The organism is Pseudomonas sp. IT-P258, assembly GCF_949767825.1.
In the GTDB taxonomy this organism is placed as follows: Bacteria; Pseudomonadota; Gammaproteobacteria; order Pseudomonadales; family Pseudomonadaceae; genus Aquipseudomonas; species Aquipseudomonas monachiensis.
The window spans coordinates 146027-161932 of record NZ_CATKPU010000109.1 but is presented as its reverse complement, the minus strand read 5'-3'; the positions used below and the strand labels follow the sequence as shown (position 1 = coordinate 161932).

Here is a 15906-nt window from a genome sequence, read left to right as displayed (position 1 = left end):
CCGAAGGTAGCGTTATAGAGTGAACGGCCATGTCTGCTTCAAGGATGATTCACCATGCCAACCACCGAACCTGTCATCACCCTCGAACGTTTCAACGAATCCCATATCGAAGGCATCACGGCGCTGTACAACGATCCGGCAATCGCCCGTCAAACCCTGCAGATGCCGTTTCAGTCCACCGAACTCTGGCGCAGTCGCCTGGCGCTGGATAACGAACGCCTGGTGAAAGTGGTGGCTTTGCATCAAGGGACGGTCATCGGCAACATTGGCCTGGAGCAGTTCTCACGCATTCGTCGCAGCCATGCCGGCAGTTTCGGCATGGGTGTTGCGGTGGCGTGGCAGGGCAAGGGCGTAGGGTCGAAGCTGCTCGTGACTGCGCTGGATATCGCCGACAACTGGATGAATCTGCAGCGTGTCGAACTGTCGGTGTATGCCGACAACGAAGCGGCCATTGCCCTGTACCGCAAGTTCGGCTTCGAAACCGAGGGTCTGTTCCGTGATTACGCCGTGCGCGACGGCGTATTTGTGGACACCTTGAGCATGGCGCGCCTGCGTCGCACGCCCAAGGCCGGTTGAATCAGTCGCCCAGGGCAAACCCCAGACGTACCTCCTGGCTGTTAGTCGCACACCGGCTTCACGCTTCTGCCATGCTCAATATCCGTAGTACCGCTGCAACCAAAGGAACACCGCAATGGACGATGTACAGCAACTGGGTGAAATGCTGCGCCACTACGCAGAAAGCGAAGCGCACAAGAAACAACTGTTCGAGTCCCAGTCCGCGGATTGGGCTGCGCGTATTGGTGAGCTGTTCGATCAGATCGGGCAATGGCTGGAGCCGGTGCAGGCGCCGCACCTGCTGGAGGTGAGCCGCGAAGCCTATGTCGCCTCGGGCCCTAGCGTTCCTGTCGAGACATCGACATTCAAGACCGAGAAGCTGTCCATTGTGATTGCTGGCAGAGCAGTGGAGTTTGTCCCGGAAGTGATGGGGGCGGGGGGGCAGATTTCATTGGCGGTGATGGGTTTGACCGCTGCGCGTTTCGGCAGTGTCTCGCTGGTTTGCCAGCCACCTTCCAATAGCTGGCAATGGCGCAAGACCAACGGTTTGAAGGACCCGGATGTGTTTCCCTTCGATGCGAACTTTCTGGCGCAGCAGTTGCAGGGTTTGATTCCCCGGGATCGCGGTTGAGCCTTTGATCAACGACACATGACCCTGTAGCTGGCTTGCCTGCGATGGCGGAGAGTCAGGCGATATTGATGCTGAATGGACCGGCCTCATCGCGAGCAAGCTCGCTCCCACAGGGTTTGTGTCGTACCCAAATGTTGTGGTCGACACCGAACCTGTGGGAGCGGGCTTGCCCGCGAAGACGTCAGTGTTGCCGATAGAAAGCACTGATCAGACAGCGCTTTCAGCCCGGTTTCATTTCAACGCCGGATCCCCCATGTTCATTTTCTTCCAGCCCTGCAACAGCACCTGCGCCTTTGGCTCCTGGCCGTTGTCCAGGTAGTACTGGATCAACGACAAGCGGGCATTGCGGTTGGACGGTTGTTCTTTCAACAGCCGTTCCAGTTCTGCGCACGCCTGGTCAATCTTGCCGCTGTCATGCAGGGCCACCGCCAGCACATAGCCGAATTGTCCGCTCTGTGGTTCCAGTTGCGCGGCCTTGCGCAGGTACGGCATGGCCTGGGCGGCCTGGCCCGCACGAATCAGCGCCAGGCCCTGGGTGTGTTGCAGCAGGCCTGAGTCGGGGTGGTCCTTGAGGCTTTGCGCCAGCAGGGCATGGGCTTCCTGGCTGCGACCGTTGGCCTCCAGCCACTGCACCAGGGTGACCAGCGCCGGGTAGAAGTCCGGATCGCGCCGCAGGGCTGTACGCAGCAAAGCTTCGACTTCGGCGCTGCGGCCATCGGCCTGATAGAGCATGGCCAGGTTCAGGTTGGCCTCTGCACGCTCGGCCAGGTTCTTTTGCACCGCCTCGTATTCGGCAATGGCGGCATTCCAGCTGTCCTGGGCGCTGCCCAGGCCATTGCGTGCCACGCTGAGCAGGTCCCGGGCGACGGCGATGCGCACGGCCCGCACCGGGTCGCTCAACAACGGGGTCAGCAATGGCGCACGCTCTGCTGGCGGCAGGAACGCGCTGATCGCTCGCACCGCGCTCTCGCGGACTTGCGGCGCCGGATTACCCAGGTCCTTGGTGGCCAGTTTCAACGCCTGTTCGCTGGGGTACGCCGGCAGTTCGGCCAGCAGTGTCGCGCGCTGGATCGCCGGCAGGTTGCTGCGTTGCAATTGCTCGAACAAGGCCTCGGCAGCGCCGGCCTGACCGTTGCGAATCAGCCACAGGCTTTCGTCGTAGCGAGGGGCCTGTACCGCGCTGGCGTTGGCGGTGTTCCACAGCTTGAACTGCTCGGTGACCTTGTCGCCGGCCTTGCCTTGGTGGCAGGTCAGGCAGGCGTCAGGCGTCCCCAGTTTTTTCGCCCGTTCGGGGTTGGGGATGCTGAAGCTGTGGTCATGTCGGAAGTCGTTGCCCATGTAGAACTTGCCGGGCATGTGGCAATCCACGCACTGCGAACCCGGCTGGCCCATGGTGTGGCGAGTGTGTTCGATGGAATCGTAGTTTTTTGCTTGCAGGCCCTTGCCATCGACACCCTCCACAGTGGTGTTGCCGGCGGTGTTGTGGCATTGCAGGCACACACCGTTGCCAGGCGCTTTCAACTGCGTGCTGTGGGGGTTGTGGCAGTTGCTGCAACGCACGCCCTTATCGAACATTTTGCTCTGGGCAAAGGAGCCGTGTTCGAACACTTCATCCTTGATCTTGCCGTCCAGCGCGTACAACTCGCGGGTCAGGACGCTCGGCAGGTAGTCGTCCATCAACCGCTTGCCGACCGTGTAGCCATCGTCCAGGGGCGCGCGGCGCGAGTGGCAGCGGGCGCAGGTTTCGTTTTCGACGGTGGCGTTCTTGTCCTTGAGATCGACGGCAAACCCGGCATGGATCAGGTCGGTTTTCTTCGCGGTCCATTCCAGGTGACTGGACGCCGGGCCATGGCAAGCCTGGCAGCCGACGCCGAGGCTGTTCCAGTGGCTGTCGAAGGTGTTTGTCGCCGCATCGAAATTGCGCTTGTAACCGGTGGTGTGGCACTCGACGCACATGAAGTTGGCGTTCTGGCTCGGTTTACTCCAGTGCAGCGGGTTCTTGAAGGTCACGCCCTGGCCCGGATAGAGGTGGAACCAGCGGTGCTTCTCGGTATCCCAGGCCACGGCGAGGGCCTGCAAGCGGCCTTCGCCGACCTCGATCAGGTATTGTTGCAAGGGGGCGATGCCAAAGGTATAGGCCACCTTGAAATCGGCATTCTTGCCATCGATACCCGGCGTGTTGACCCAGAATTCGTCGCCTTTGCGCGAGAACACCGTGGTCTCCTTTTCGGCCTTGAAGGTGACGTTGTTGAAGTCGCCGAGCAGAGTGTCCGCGTTGGCTTGCTGCATCGCCAGTTGGTGATGGGAGCCTTGCCAGTCCTTGACCTGCTCGCCGTGGCAGCCCTGGCATTGTTGCTCGTCGACCATTTTCGCAGGTGCGACGGCGACCGGTTGCGGTTTGGCCGGTTGCACGGCAGGGGCGCTGACCGGGACTGGCTTGAGCTGCGTCGGTGAGTTGTCCAGCAAAAACCAGCCAATACCCGCCACAGCCAGCAGCAGGATGCCGATGGTGACAGGGAACAGGTAACGGTTGATCAGGGTCGGTTGCGAATCAGGGTTTGGGGTTGCAGCTTTATTTTTATGGTTCGGCATTACGACTTCCATGGTCCAGGTGCGATTGCCGTCAGGGCGCGTTCAGGCTGGGTGCAGCTTTGCCGGATGGCCGGTGTGTGTCAAATGACATTGTTTCGAGGCTGATGGCCTCTTCGTCGGAACGCCGCCCGGAGCAAGCCCGCTCCCACAGGGTTTGGTGTTGTTCACAGCAATTGAGTACGACACAACACCTTGTGGGAGCGGGCTTGCTCGCGAAGGCGGCCGCCAAGGCGCCACATCACTCCCCGACAAACCACCGGTAATACGGATTCCCGGAATCCCCGCGCATCACCTCGCGCATCTCCCGGGCCCAGGCGTCACGATTTCCGTTGTAGGCATGCAGGCTCGCCCGATAGAACTGCATCAGGCGTTGTTGCTGGGTGTTCATGCGCTCGATGAACCCGGCGTCGGCGTTCAACACGGCTGGCGGCTGGTGCAAGTCGAGCAGGGCGGGCAATACGCGGCTGATCTCTTTCGAGCGAACCCAGGGCGCATATTCAATCTTCGGCTGATCGTCCGTCACCGGTTGCGCATCGCCAGCGAAGCGTTCCAGCCCCGCGCGGTCAGTCACCCAGGTGGCAAGCAACGCCGCGGCCGAGCCGACGCCGACATCCTGCAAGGCGCTGCGAACGCTGTCCTGCTGGAAGCGTGCGCTGATCTTCGCCGCATCCAGTTCAATCGGCTCCATCGAACCCACCAGCAGCATCTCGTGGAATTCGCTGGTCCACAGGGTCGCGTACGGGAACACGTCGAGGAAGCTGCGCACCAGTGAGCGCGAGTCGTCGATGTTCTGCGTTGGCAGCGGCAGCCATTGGGCAACCAGGCCTTGTTTGTGCAAACGGCTGGCGGCCAGTTGGTAGAAGTCCCGGGAGTACAGGTTGACCACGCCGGCAGCGGAAGGGGGTGGCGGCTCGAGGGTGATCAGGTCGTAGTGCTGCGGATTGCGCAGCAGTTCCTGGCGACCGTCACGCAAGCGCACATCGACCCCCGGATCGGCCGCGGCATTGAAATTGCCCTTGAACAAGGGGGCCGCCTTGACCACCGAAGGCAGCAGTTCGGCGACCACGCGATGTTCCAGGCCGGGGTAGCGGGTCAGGGCGCCCGCGGTGATGCCGGTACCGAAACCGATCACCAGTGCCGAGCGCGGCTCACCGTTGTGGATCAACAGGGGCAGCAGCGCCTGGATCCGCATGTAGCGCAGGGACGGCATGGTGTCGCCGGTATTGGACACGCCCTGGATGTACAAACGCTGGAACGCTCTTTCGCCCTTGCCCTGGGTGACCACGGCGACGGTGCCGCCACGGCCTTCTTCGTAGAACGTCAGCGTGCCATTGCGCGCCCCCGGCAGCAGGCTTGCGAGCTTGTTGACCGGCGTGAACACGGCAAGTGCCAGCGACACCAGGCCAATGGCAACCACCGCCTGACGCCTGCCTTTTTTCACGCCATGGCCCTTGCGCACGGCGAGGCAGGCGATAGCGGCGGCGACCATCGCCAGCAGTCCCAGGGTTCGCACCAGACCCAGCATCGGGATCAGGACAAAGCCGCAGAGCATCACGCCGACAATCCCGCCAAGGGTATTGAACGCGACGACTTCGCCGACATTACGCCCCACCTGTTCGCCGCCGACGCTCAAGCGCAGGGCCAACGGGAACGCCGCGCCCAGCAACAGGGTCGGTACAAACACGATGCTCAAGGCAGCCACGGCAAAGCGCGTGCTCATGCCCGCCAGTTCACTGCCGCCCAGTGACAATACCCAGCTTTCCGCCAGGGTTTGTGCAATCACCAGCCAACGTCCGAGCAACGCTACTTCCAGCAAGGCAATCGCGCCGGCTGCGGCAATCAGCAGACCGAACACCCCCCAAGGATCGCGCAGGCGATCGACCCGACGGGCCAGCAGCATGCTGCCCAGGAACAAGCCGGCGAGGTAGGTCGCCAGCACCACGGCAAAGGCATAGGTGCGGGTGCTCATGAATTGCACGATCGATTGCGACCACACCACTTCGTAGCCCAGGGCCACACCGCCGGCAATGGAATACAGCCACAGGGCCAGGCGGTCGGGGGCTTTTTCACTGTGATGTTTCACCGGGGCATCGACGGGGGCCACGCGCTGGCGCTGGAACCACAAAGCCCCTGCGGCGGCCAGCAGGTTCAGCATGGCGGCGGCCAGTGCGCTGCCGCGCACACCAAGGGTGGCAATCAGCACGAACGCGGCGAGCAGGGTACCGGCGATGGCCCCGGCGGTGTTCGCCGCATACAGTTGTCCGCCGGCCTTGCCCAGGTGTTGCGGTTCAGTGGCCAGGGAGCGAACCAGCACCGGCAGGGTGCCGCCCATCAGCAGCGCAGGAATGCCCACCAGCGCGAACGGCAGCACCCAGGCCAGCAAACCCAAGTGTGCTTCCAGCCAGGCAAACGGGCTGGCCGCCAGGCTCATGGCAAAGGTCGCAGAGACACCGAGCACCGCCACCAGCACTTCCAGCCCGGCGTAGAGCACAACCGGTTGCTGCATCCGGTCCGCCCAGCGGCCGAACAGCAAGCCGCCCAGGGCCAGCCCGGCAAAAAAAGCGCTGATCCCGGTGGTGATGGCATAGACCTCGACGCCCACCACCAGCGACAGCTGCTTGATCCACAGCACCTGGTACACCAGCGCGGCGGCGCCGGAGACAAACAGCAACAGGGCGGGGATCAACAGCGCCGGGGAGGCGACTTGAGGGGCAGGTATGGCCGACGACTTGCTGGCGACACGTGAGGTCATTGCGGATTGCCTTGTTCCAATTCGAAATAGCCTGTGACCGCACCGGCCCTTCGCGAGCAGGCCCGCTCCCACATTTGCAATGCAGCCCCTGTGGGAGCGAGCCTGCTCGCGAATGAAGTCGATGCGGTCCCAGATCGAAAATAAGTCCGCTCGCCAATGAAGGCGAGCGGCGGTCCAGCGGTCTTACTGTGCAGCTTTCATTTTTTCAGCGATTTTGGCGTCTACCGCAGCACGGATCTGGTCGATGCTGAAGCTGGCCGGTCTCTGGCTAGGTGGATACTCGATGAAGGTCTGCAGGAACGTCGCCGATTTTTCGACGGCTACAGCCGCCAGGTAGACGTTCTTGGTTTGCCAGTCGTAATACTGATCGGACACCACGTCGGCACGTTCATACGGGTCCATACGCAGGTTGAAGATCTTTGGTACGCGCAAGCATACGAAGGGTTCGCTCCAGACCTTGAAGCCGCCGGGTGCGCGCTGTTCGCAGAACACGGCTTTCCAGTTGTCGAAACGCATCGACACCAGCACGCCGTCATCGTTGAAGTAGTAAAACTCCTTGCGCTCACCCTTGGGCGCCTGGCCGGTCAGGTAGGGCAACTGGTTGTAACCGTCCAGATGCACCTTGAAGTTGGTGCCGCCGGAAGTCGGTGCCCAACCCTTGAGCAGCTTGGTTTTCACGTCGGCATCGCCAGCGGCGGCCAGCAAGGTCGGGAACCAGTCCATGCCCGAGAACATCTCGTTGGACACTTCGCCCGGCTTGATCTTGCCCGGCCAACGCACAATCGCCGGTACCCGGTAGGCGCCTTCCCAGTTGGAGTTCTTCTCGTTACGGAACGGCGTGGTTGCCGCGTCCGGCCAGGAGAACTGGTTCGGGCCGTTGTCGGTGGTGTAGACGACGATGGTGTTGTCGGTGATTTTCAGGTCATCGAGGGTTTTCAGCAGTTTGCCGACGTCGCCGTCGTGCTCGATCATGCCGTCGGCGTAATCGTTGCCGGGCATGCCGCTCTGGCCCTTCATCGACTCGCGCACGTGGGTGAACAAGTGCATGCGGGTGGTGTTCATCCAGACGAAGAACGGCTTGTCCGCCTTGGCCTGCTTCTCGATGAACGCTTGCGCCGCGGCGGTGGTTTCGTCGTCGATGGTTTCCATGCGCTTGGTGTTCAGCGGGCCGGTGTCTTCGATCTTGCCATCGGCAAAGCTGTGGATCACGCCGCGCGGCGAGTAGGCCTTGACGAATGCGGGGTCGTCCTTGGGCCAGTACGGACGCTCGGGTTCTTCTTCGGCGTTGAGGTGATACAGGTTGCCGAAGAATTCGTCGAAACCGTGGTTGGTCGGCAGGTATTCATCCTTGTCGCCCAAGTGGTTCTTGCCGAACTGACCGGTCGCATAGCCCTGGGACTTCAGCGCCTGGGCAATGGTGATGTCGCGTTTTTGCAGGCCGACCGGGGCACCCGGCATCCCGACTTTCGACAGCCCGGTACGTAGCGCCGACTGTCCGGTGATGAATGTCGATCGGCCGGCGGTGCAACTGTTCTCCGCATAGTAGTCGGTGAACATCATGCCTTCTTTGGCAATCCGGTCGATGTTTGGGGTCTTGTAGCCGACCACGCCCATCGAATAGGCGCTGATATTGGTCTGGCCGATATCATCGCCGAAGATCACCAGAATGTTGGGCTTCTCAGCGGCCCCGACGGTTGCCGAAAAGGCCATGACCGTTGTCGCCACCAGGGCGAGTTTCGGTATCCACTTACGTATGCGAGTCATCTGACTGGCTCCTTATGCTTACTTGCGTCGCGTACTGCGACAAACGTTTATTGCGGTCCTGCGTTACGTCTTCTTTTTATTGCGCTTGCTCGGGTGTGGCGGCATCGAACGGGTAGATCCGGGCCCATTCGGATGCCATGTCGACGACTGTCCAGCCACGTTTGTTCGCTTCGTCCAGGGCTTTGTCCAGGCGACCGATCTGTGACTGCCGGTCGTATGCCCATTCGCGCTTGGCGTCGGTGTGATGCACCAGGCCCATGAAGCGTTTGCCGGGACCGGCGGCGGTCCACTGAAGCATTTGCTGGTCGCCGTCGGAGTTGCCAAAGGCGAGGATTGGCCGACGACCGATCACCGCATCGATGCTGACCGGTTTGCCCGGACCATCGTCGTTGTGGGCCAGTTTCGGCGTGCGCAGGATCGAGGCCTTGCCATCCTTGTAGTCAAACGTTGTGACGAATGTAGTGCCGATGACCTGCTCGGGAGGAATGCCATAGACCTTCTCGGCGAAGGCACGCATGAACCCGGTGTCCCCGCCGGAGACGATGTAGGTCTTGAAGTCCTTGCCGCGCAGGTAGTCGAGCATTTCCAGCATCGGCTGGAAGACCATCTCGGTGTACAGCTTGCCGGTTTTCGGATGACGGGCCTGGGTCAGCCAGGTCTTGGCGTCGTCATCGAAGGCTTCGGTGGTCATCCCGGTGTGGGTGGCTCCGAAAATTTTCATCATGCCTTCAAGGCCACTGGCGGCCAGGGCCTTGTGATCGTTTTCCAGCACGGCCTTGAACGGCTGGGTGGTTTTCCACTCAGGGTGTTGCGCCGCTGTACGCTTGACTTCCTCGAGGGCGAACAGCAATTCGAAGTACATCGGCTGCTCGCTCCACAAGGTGCCGTCGTTATCGAACACGGCAATGCGCTCCTCGGGCTTGACGAAGTCCTTGCTGCTTTGATCGGTGACTGTCTGCACGAATTCGATGATCTGCTTTTTCGACGGCCCGTCGTTCCACGAGGGTAGCGGCTCGGCCGCTTGCACCAGCAGCGGCAGGCTCAAGGCCAGGGTCAGCAGGAAACCGAAGGCGCGATGATGGCGTAGCGATGTCGAATTCGTCATGGAAAGTCCTTCTCGTAAACGGGGTTGAGCGGATGCAGTGCACAAGAGACTGATTCTCTGTTGCGTCCCGCCTGACTATGCAGCGTAGACAAGGATTCCCCGATTTGGCGCAAGGCTTGCTCTTTGTCCGGTTCGCGGCCATAACAGGCGCGCAGGAAGGTTTGCAGGCGCGGGCCGAGGCCGGTCAGTTTCAGGCCGTGGCGGCTGCGCCGGGTCCACAGGTACAGGGCGCTGAGTTGCGCCGGTTTGCCCTCGATTTGTGCCGGGATCTGCCGCCACGCGTAATCGGGGGACTCGAGCCAGGCGGTGTGGCGGGCGCGGCGTCGGGCTTGCCATTTGAGGTGTGCGCGGCGTACGAGCGGGCGACTGAACCAACCGAACGCCACCCCCGCCAACACCAGTGCCAATAGCCCGAACCAGTGCCCGGAAAGGTGCAGGCGATTGTGCTGGCCGAGTTTTTTCAGGTCTTCGGTGATGGAAAATACCGGCTTGTAAGCGCTGTTGGCCGCCGCGTCGAAGGTCACGGCAGGCACCGTGGCCGTGCGGGTTTGCTGACTGCTGGCATCCCACCATTTCAGTTCGACGGAGGGCAGGCTGTAGTGACCTTCGGTGTCGATTCGATAAGTCACGCTGTCGATGCGCTGGCCGCCATTGAAGTTGCCGCGACCGTCATCCAGATTGCGGATTTGCGGTGCTTTCGGGTAGAGGCTCAAGCCCTTGATGTTGTCCAGCGTCGGTGTCGGCAGTGACATGGCCAGGGCACCGTCGGCCTGCAAGGTCAGCTCCCGGGTGATGCTGTCGCCGACCTTGAGCGGCGTGGCCGAATGGATGGTCTTCTGGGTAAACCGCAGCCCTTGGGCCACCAGCACCGACTCGCCGGGCTGGAACCCCGGAGGTTGTGCGGCGTTGAAATGCAAGGGCAGGCTTTGGGCACTGAGTTCATGGCTGGCCTGACCCGGTGTGGCTTGTACCGTCAGTGCCGGAATGTCGAAGCCCTGGGCCAGGTTCGGGGTGATCAGGTAGCTGTAGCGCATGCCGCTGAAGGATTGACCGTCGAAGGTCTGGTTGATGTGCTCGGCATGGCCGTCCGGTGGCATCACCAAGGCGCCGGGCAGTTTCAGGTCGGGCAGGGTGGGGGCGCTGGTGAACCAGGAGTCGGTGAAGACATCGAGTTGCAACTTGACCAGGCTGCCGACCATGACGGGATCGGCGGGTTGCAGGCTGGCCTGGACTTTCAGTTGAGGGTCGGCGGCGAATGTGTTGAGGCTGATCAGGCCGATGAGCAGGGCGCCGAGTTTTGTGGTGATTGATCGGGCCCTTTCGCGAGCAAGCCCGCTCCCACACTGGATTTGTGTGCACCACCGCCCCCCTGTGGGAGCGGGCTTGTCTCCGGGCGGCGATCCGACGAAGGCCGCGACACGGTCTACCAGACTGTATGTCATGGTTTGACCCCCGCCTGATCCTGCAAGCTGAATTTCTGCTTGAGAAATTTCGCCGGCGATGTGGTGAGGTTCTGCAGCCATTGCTCATCCGAGGCCGCTTGCCGGGTTTCCACTTTTTTGCTTTGGCCTTTACCCGGCGCCTTGTCCATCTTGATTTCGTCGGGTTTGACCTCTGGCGTGTTTTTCTCGGCGCTTTCAGTGTCCTTTTCCAAGGCTATGGCCAGCGCCAGGTTGGCTGTGGCTTCCGGGAATTGCGGCTGCAATTTCAGCGCTTGGGTATAGGACGCAATGGCCTGATCGAACTTGAAGCGGCGCACGTAGATGTTGCCCAGGTAGAAATACGCCTGCGGTGTGTCGAGCCGCGCGAAGCTGGCCAGTGCCAGGTCGAAATCGGCCGCGTTATAGGCGGCCACGCCTTTCCAGTACGGATCGACGAACAGCGCCGCCGCCTGAGGATAGTGCTCATGTTCGAAGGCCCAGCGACCTTGCTGGTCGCGGGTGAAAAAGGCATCGGTCAGCGCGTAGGCCTGGGCCGGCGCCGGTTGCAGGCCCAAACCCACCGCCAGCAGTAGTGCGGCCATCCAGTTCAGGCTCCAGCCCCTACGCACGCTGAAGAAGGCGATCAGCAACAGCGGCCAGCACAGCCAGTAACCGGCGTCTTTCCAGTGCAGTTCGCGCTGTTCGTCACTGGCTGCCTGGAAGTGTTGCTCGGCGTGCAGTTCGATCCAGTCCAGATCGTCATCGTTGAGGGTCAGGCTGCCCAGCGGTGCATCCAGCGTTGAGGCAAGCTGCTTGAGGGCGTCCTGATCGAAACTGCCGAGTTGCGGACGACCGTTACTGTCGGTGCGTGGCTGGCCGCTGGCATCGCGGATGATCCCGACGTCGCTGCTGCCAGCGGCCAATATCAGCACTTGCAGCGCACTGTCCGCCAGTTGCTTGTCCAGCCCGGCCAGCGCCGAGGTGTCGGCGCCATCGGTGATCAGCAGCAGGGTGCCGGGGGTTTTCTCGGCGGCGAGCAGGCGCTTGGCCTGATCGATGACCGCGCTGACATTTTTCCCTGGTTTGTTGATCAAGTCGGTGCTCAGGGCCTGAATGAACGTATCGAGCAGCGCCGGGTCGTCGGTGGCGGGCAACACCAGGTGGGCACTTCCGGCGTAGGCAATCAGCGCATTGCGCGAACCGGCGCGGCGCTGGATCAAGTCGTGGAGCTTGTGCTTGACCGCTTCCAGGCGACTGGGTGGAACATCGCTGGCGTCCATGGAGGGCGAGAGGTCGACGGCGATGATCAGCGGCGCACGGTTTTCCAGAAAGTCCGGCCGATCCTGTTCCCAGGTCGGCCCGGCGGCGGCGATGGCGCCCAGTACCAGCAGCGCACACACCAGATGCACCGGACGCAGGCGTTGCCGGTCCTGCGGGGTGATCAGCAGATGGGGCAGCAGGTGCGCGGCGATGTTGCTGCGCAAGCGCCGTTGCAGGTCCTGGTTGCGCCGCCACAGCATCGGCAGCAATGCGCCGAACACCGCGAGCAACAGCCACAGGGGGCGCAGGAAATGGAAATCGCCGAGGTTGATGTCCATGTCAGGCCTCCTGCCGTTGACGGGCGAGCATCAGCCGTGGAAGCAACAGGGCGCCCAGGTGGTATAGCGCCAGCAGTGCGATGGCCGCGCCCAGCGGCCACCAGAACAGATCACGTTTTGGCTGATGGCTGAGGGTTTTCACCTGATGCGGGGTGAGTTTGTCGAGGGTGCTGTAGACCTGATCCAGGGCGTTGCGGTCTTCGGCGCGGAAGAAGCGTCCGCCCGTGGCCTGGGCAATGTCCTGCAAGCCTTGCAGGTTGACCTTGGCTTCACCCTCCGCATTCGGGTCGCCGATGCCAATGGTGTGAATCACCACGCCTTTGGCCGCAGCCATGGCGGCCGCGTGATCAGGGGTGATGGCGCTGCTGGTGTCGTTGCCGTCGGTAAGCAGGATCAGCACTTTTTCCTGCTCGTGGGCCTGGTCCAGCAGTTTCAGGCTCAGGCCGATGGCGTCGCCGATGGCGGTGTTGGGGCCGGCCATGCCGATGCCGGTGTCGTCCAGCAGCAGTGACAGGCTGGGGTGGTCCAGGGTCAACGGCGCCTGTGGATAGGCACCGGTGCCGAATACGATCAGTCCGATTCGATCGTCTTTACGTTTGTCGATGAACCCGTGCACCACTTCCTTGACCGCGGCCAGGCGATTGATTTTCTGGCCATTGGCGTCGGTGAAATCGGTGGTTTCCATCGACTGGGAAATGTCGATGGCCAACATCAGGTCGCGCACCGGCTGCTGGCGTTCGATGGGTTTTTCCACCAACACCGGCCGACTCGCCGCCACCAGCAGCAGCGTCCAGACCAGCAGGTTCAGGAGCAACTGCCAGCGGTTGCTGCGGGTGCCAGCCTGGCTCGGTGCCTGGCCGACAGCACGGCTCATCGCCCCGAAAAACGGCACTCGCACGGCACTTCGCGCCTCACGGTAATCGGGCAGGTAGCGATAGGCGAGCCACGGCAGCGGCAGCAGGATCAACAGCCAGGGGTAATCAAGCTGCCACATGATGTCGCTCCACCCAGGTTTTGCAGGCACTGAACAGCTGCAGGCGCTGTTCAGTGGGCATGGCCCGCAATGTTGCGTCGGGGGCGTAGGCCAGCAGCGAGAGTTGTTGGCTGAAGTCGGCGGGTAGGGGCTGTTTACTGTGCCGCTGCAAAAACGCCTGCCAGTCTTCGTTCCCCAACGCCGCAGGAGACCCCTGTGGGAGCGAGCTTGCTCGCGAAGAGGCCATTGCATTCAATATTGATGTCGACTGACAGGACGCCTTCGCGAGCAAGCCCGCTCCCACAGGTTTCGCGTTCGGCATAGAGATCGCGACCCGCTTGAGCAACTCCGGAAGCTCGCGCAATGCACTCAGGTCATTGCTGCGCTGCTGCAGTTCCTCCAGGCGCATTAACGCCTCGCGCCGATAGCGATCGCGCCGCCATTGCCAGTAGCGCCGCGCACCAAGCACCACCAGTGTAACGATCAACAGCGCCAGCAACGCCCACCAACCCCAGGTTTGCGGTGCGTAACTGACCGGCGCCGGCAGTGCCATTTCCTTGAGTTGGTCGATGCTCGGGATGGCGGGGTTCATCGGCGCCCTCCGGTAAACTTGCCCAGCTCGGCTCGCAGTTGTTCGTGGGCTGGTGTAGCCGTGCTGAACATCATCAACGGCACCTGGCTGCGGCGCAGCAAGGTCGCGACGTCCTTGAGCCGCCCGCCGAGAAAGTCCCCGAGGGGTTGATGCACTTGTTGCCGATCCACCGCCAGCTCCACCTGTAATTGCCCCTGGGTGACCAGCACGCGGCCGTTTTTCGGCAGGTTCAGCGCCAGCGGGTCGTATACCTGCATGGCAATCACATCGTTGTGCGCAGCCAGTTGCCGCATCAGTTTTAAGGTGCGTTCGCCGGCTCCGGCGAAGTCGCTGACGATGCAGATCAGGTGATCGTGACCGGCCACGGCCAGGCAATGCTGCAGGACCTTGTCGAGCTGGTCTTCGCCTTCGGCGTCCGGGTTGGCGGCGTTGAGTGCCTGGTTTTGCTGGGCGATGCGGCTGCACAGCGCTTCGATCCGTTTGCGGCTGCGCAGCGGGGCGATGCTGTCGATGCGTTGATCGTTGAAGACCAGTCCACCGACGCGGTCGCCGGCGTTGAACACCATCCATGCCGCCAGGGCGCCGAGTTCGGCGGCGACGGCGGATTTGAAGCTGCGTTGCGAGCCAAAGAACATCGACATGCGCTGGTCTACGAGGATCAGGGCCGGGCGGTCACGCTCTTCGGTGAATGTCCGCACCACCGGTTTGCCGGTGCGCAGGGACGCGCGCCAGTCGAGGTGGCGCAAATCGTCCCCCGGCTGATAGCGGCGCAGTTCATCGAAGTTCAGGCCCCGGCCACGCAAACGCGAAGCGTGGTTACCGGCCAGGATGCTGCCCTGGGGCTGACGCGCCAGAAAACTCAGGTCACGGGCCTTGAACTCCAGGGCCATCAACTGTGCCAGAGAGACATACACCAGGCCGTCGGCGCGGTTCATGGACATCAGGCTGGAATCGCCACTTTATCGAGCAGGCGGTCGAGCACCTGATCGGCGCTCACGCCGTCGGCCACCGCGTCGTAGCTCAGTTGCAGACGATGGCGTAGCACCGGGTGCACCACGGCGCGGACGTTGTCCGGAGAAACGAAATCCTGGCCCTGCAACCAGGCGTCGGCCCGGGCACAGCGGTCCAGACCGATGCCGCCACGAGGGCTGGCGCCGATGCTGATCCAGCGCCCGAGGTCGGCGTCGTAATCGGCCGGGTGGCGAGTGGCATTGATCAGGTCGATCAGGTAGCGGTCGATGGCCGGGGAGACGTGCACGGCGCTGACTTCACGGCGCGCGGCGAACACCACGTCCTGGGACAGGGAGAAGCCCTGCACGGCAGCGGTCTTGGCGCCCAGGGCCTGTTCTTCTTCGCGCAGCAGGCGCAGTACCTGGCTTTCGTTTTCCGCGCTCGGGTAATCGAGCAGCACTTTCATCAGGAAGCGGTCCATCTGCGCTTCCGGCAGCGGATACGTGCCTTCCTGTTCGATCGGGTTCTGGGTGGCGACCACGATGAACAGGTCCGGCAGCGCATGGCTGTTGCCGGCCACGGTGATCTGGCGTTCTTCCATGGCTTCGAGCAACGCCGCCTGGACCTTGGCCGGCGCACGGTTGATTTCATCGGCGAGTATCAGGTTGCCGAACAGGGGGCCTGGCTGGAAGCGGATTTCGTTCTTGCCTTCGACCTGATGCAGCACCTCGGCGCCGGTGATGTCCGATGGCAGCAAGTCCGGGGTGAACTGGATGCGGCTCATCTTCGCGTCCAGGTGTCTGGCCAGTGACTTGACCGTGCGGGTCTTGGCCAGGCCGGGCAGGCTTTCGAGGAGCAGGTGCCCGTTGGCCAGCAAGCCGACGAGCATCTGTCGGATCACCTGGTCCTGGCCGAGCACCGCTTCGGCGATACTGGCTTGCAGGGCATTGAGGTCGTTGAGTGCGCTCATGG

General features: G+C 62.3%; 12 protein-coding genes. 2 read left to right on the top strand and 10 right to left on the bottom strand.

What is annotated here, in order from left to right:
• Positions 1-54 precede the first annotated feature (54 nt).
• Both ACM6G4_RS28135 and ACM6G4_RS28130 read left to right on the top strand, forming a co-directional pair.
• Complete coding sequence (locus ACM6G4_RS28135; RefSeq protein WP_414915085.1) at positions 55-576, top strand: GNAT family N-acetyltransferase; 522 nt, start codon at positions 55-57, stop codon at positions 574-576.
• Between the two features lie 115 nt (positions 577-691).
• Positions 692-1186: a hypothetical protein gene (locus ACM6G4_RS28130; RefSeq protein WP_223541479.1), complete on the top strand. Its 495-nt coding sequence runs from the start codon at positions 692-694 to the stop codon at positions 1184-1186.
• 231 nt (positions 1187-1417) lie between these two features.
• Here ACM6G4_RS28130 and ACM6G4_RS28125 read toward each other — a convergent pair whose 3' ends face one another.
• The 10 genes from ACM6G4_RS28125 to ACM6G4_RS28080 all read right to left on the bottom strand — a co-directional run bounded on the left by ACM6G4_RS28125 (position 1418) and on the right by ACM6G4_RS28080 (position 15904).
• Entirely contained in the window at positions 1418-3778 is a 2361-nt protein-coding gene (locus ACM6G4_RS28125) for a tetratricopeptide repeat protein (RefSeq protein WP_414915084.1), read from the bottom strand.
• Positions 3779-4016: 238 nt separating this feature from the next.
• A complete protein-coding gene (locus ACM6G4_RS28120) occupies positions 4017-6530 on the bottom strand; it encodes a fused MFS/spermidine synthase (protein ID WP_414915083.1) in 2514 nt (837 codons plus the stop codon).
• 183 nt (positions 6531-6713) lie between these two features.
• Positions 6714-8294 (bottom strand): arylsulfatase, encoded by a 1581-nt coding sequence (locus ACM6G4_RS28115; protein ID WP_056727559.1) that lies wholly within the window; start codon positions 8292-8294, stop codon positions 6714-6716.
• A gap of 76 nt (positions 8295-8370) precedes the next feature.
• Entirely contained in the window at positions 8371-9399 is a 1029-nt protein-coding gene (locus tag ACM6G4_RS28110) for an HAD family hydrolase (protein ID WP_414915082.1), read from the bottom strand.
• Positions 9396-10841: a BatD family protein gene (locus tag ACM6G4_RS28105; RefSeq protein WP_056727555.1), complete on the bottom strand. Its 1446-nt coding sequence runs from the start codon at positions 10839-10841 to the stop codon at positions 9396-9398. The genes ACM6G4_RS28110 and ACM6G4_RS28105 overlap by 4 nt, the downstream gene beginning before the upstream one ends.
• Positions 10838-12418, bottom strand: a complete 1581-nt coding sequence (locus ACM6G4_RS28100) for a VWA domain-containing protein (protein ID WP_414915081.1) — start codon at positions 12416-12418, stop codon at positions 10838-10840. Before ACM6G4_RS28100 ends, ACM6G4_RS28105 begins: the two co-directional genes overlap by 4 nt.
• A 1-nt stretch (position 12419) precedes the next feature.
• Positions 12420-13412, bottom strand: coding sequence for a vWA domain-containing protein (locus ACM6G4_RS28095; RefSeq protein ID WP_056727552.1), 993 nt, complete (start codon positions 13410-13412; stop codon positions 12420-12422).
• The gene (locus tag ACM6G4_RS28090; protein WP_056727550.1) at positions 13399-13983 is read right to left on the bottom strand and encodes a DUF4381 domain-containing protein; all 585 of its coding nucleotides are present in this window, start codon (positions 13981-13983) and stop codon (positions 13399-13401) included. Before ACM6G4_RS28090 ends, ACM6G4_RS28095 begins: the two co-directional genes overlap by 14 nt.
• A complete protein-coding gene (locus tag ACM6G4_RS28085; RefSeq protein ID WP_409079258.1) occupies positions 13980-14924 on the bottom strand; it encodes a DUF58 domain-containing protein in 945 nt (314 codons plus the stop codon). The genes ACM6G4_RS28090 and ACM6G4_RS28085 overlap by 4 nt, the downstream gene beginning before the upstream one ends.
• Positions 14924-15904, bottom strand: coding sequence for an AAA family ATPase (locus ACM6G4_RS28080; protein ID WP_056727548.1), 981 nt, complete (start codon positions 15902-15904; stop codon positions 14924-14926). The genes ACM6G4_RS28085 and ACM6G4_RS28080 overlap by 1 nt, the downstream gene beginning before the upstream one ends.
• Positions 15905-15906 lie beyond the last annotated feature (2 nt).

Coding starts and splice junctions, on each gene's coding strand:
- ACM6G4_RS28110 (WP_414915082.1), bottom strand. CDS start 9,399: ATGACGAATTCGACATCGCTACGCCATCATCGCGCCTTCGGTTTCCTG.
- ACM6G4_RS28105 (WP_056727555.1), bottom strand. CDS start 10,841: ATGACATACAGTCTGGTAGACCGTGTCGCGGCCTTCGTCGGATCGCCG.
- ACM6G4_RS28090 (WP_056727550.1), bottom strand. CDS start 13,983: ATGAACCCCGCCATCCCGAGCATCGACCAACTCAAGGAAATGGCACTG.
- ACM6G4_RS28115 (WP_056727559.1), bottom strand. CDS start 8,294: ATGACTCGCATACGTAAGTGGATACCGAAACTCGCCCTGGTGGCGACA.
- ACM6G4_RS28085 (WP_409079258.1), bottom strand. CDS start 14,924: ATGTCCATGAACCGCGCCGACGGCCTGGTGTATGTCTCTCTGGCACAG.
- ACM6G4_RS28125 (WP_414915084.1), bottom strand. CDS start 3,778: ATGCCGAACCATAAAAATAAAGCTGCAACCCCAAACCCTGATTCGCAA.
- ACM6G4_RS28095 (WP_056727552.1), bottom strand. CDS start 13,412: ATGTGGCAGCTTGATTACCCCTGGCTGTTGATCCTGCTGCCGCTGCCG.
- ACM6G4_RS28080 (WP_056727548.1), bottom strand. CDS start 15,904: ATGAGCGCACTCAACGACCTCAATGCCCTGCAAGCCAGTATCGCCGAA.
- ACM6G4_RS28130 (WP_223541479.1), top strand. CDS start 692: ATGGACGATGTACAGCAACTGGGTGAAATGCTGCGCCACTACGCAGAA.
- ACM6G4_RS28100 (WP_414915081.1), bottom strand. CDS start 12,418: ATGGACATCAACCTCGGCGATTTCCATTTCCTGCGCCCCCTGTGGCTG.
- ACM6G4_RS28120 (WP_414915083.1), bottom strand. CDS start 6,530: ATGACCTCACGTGTCGCCAGCAAGTCGTCGGCCATACCTGCCCCTCAA.
- ACM6G4_RS28135 (WP_414915085.1), top strand. CDS start 55: ATGCCAACCACCGAACCTGTCATCACCCTCGAACGTTTCAACGAATCC.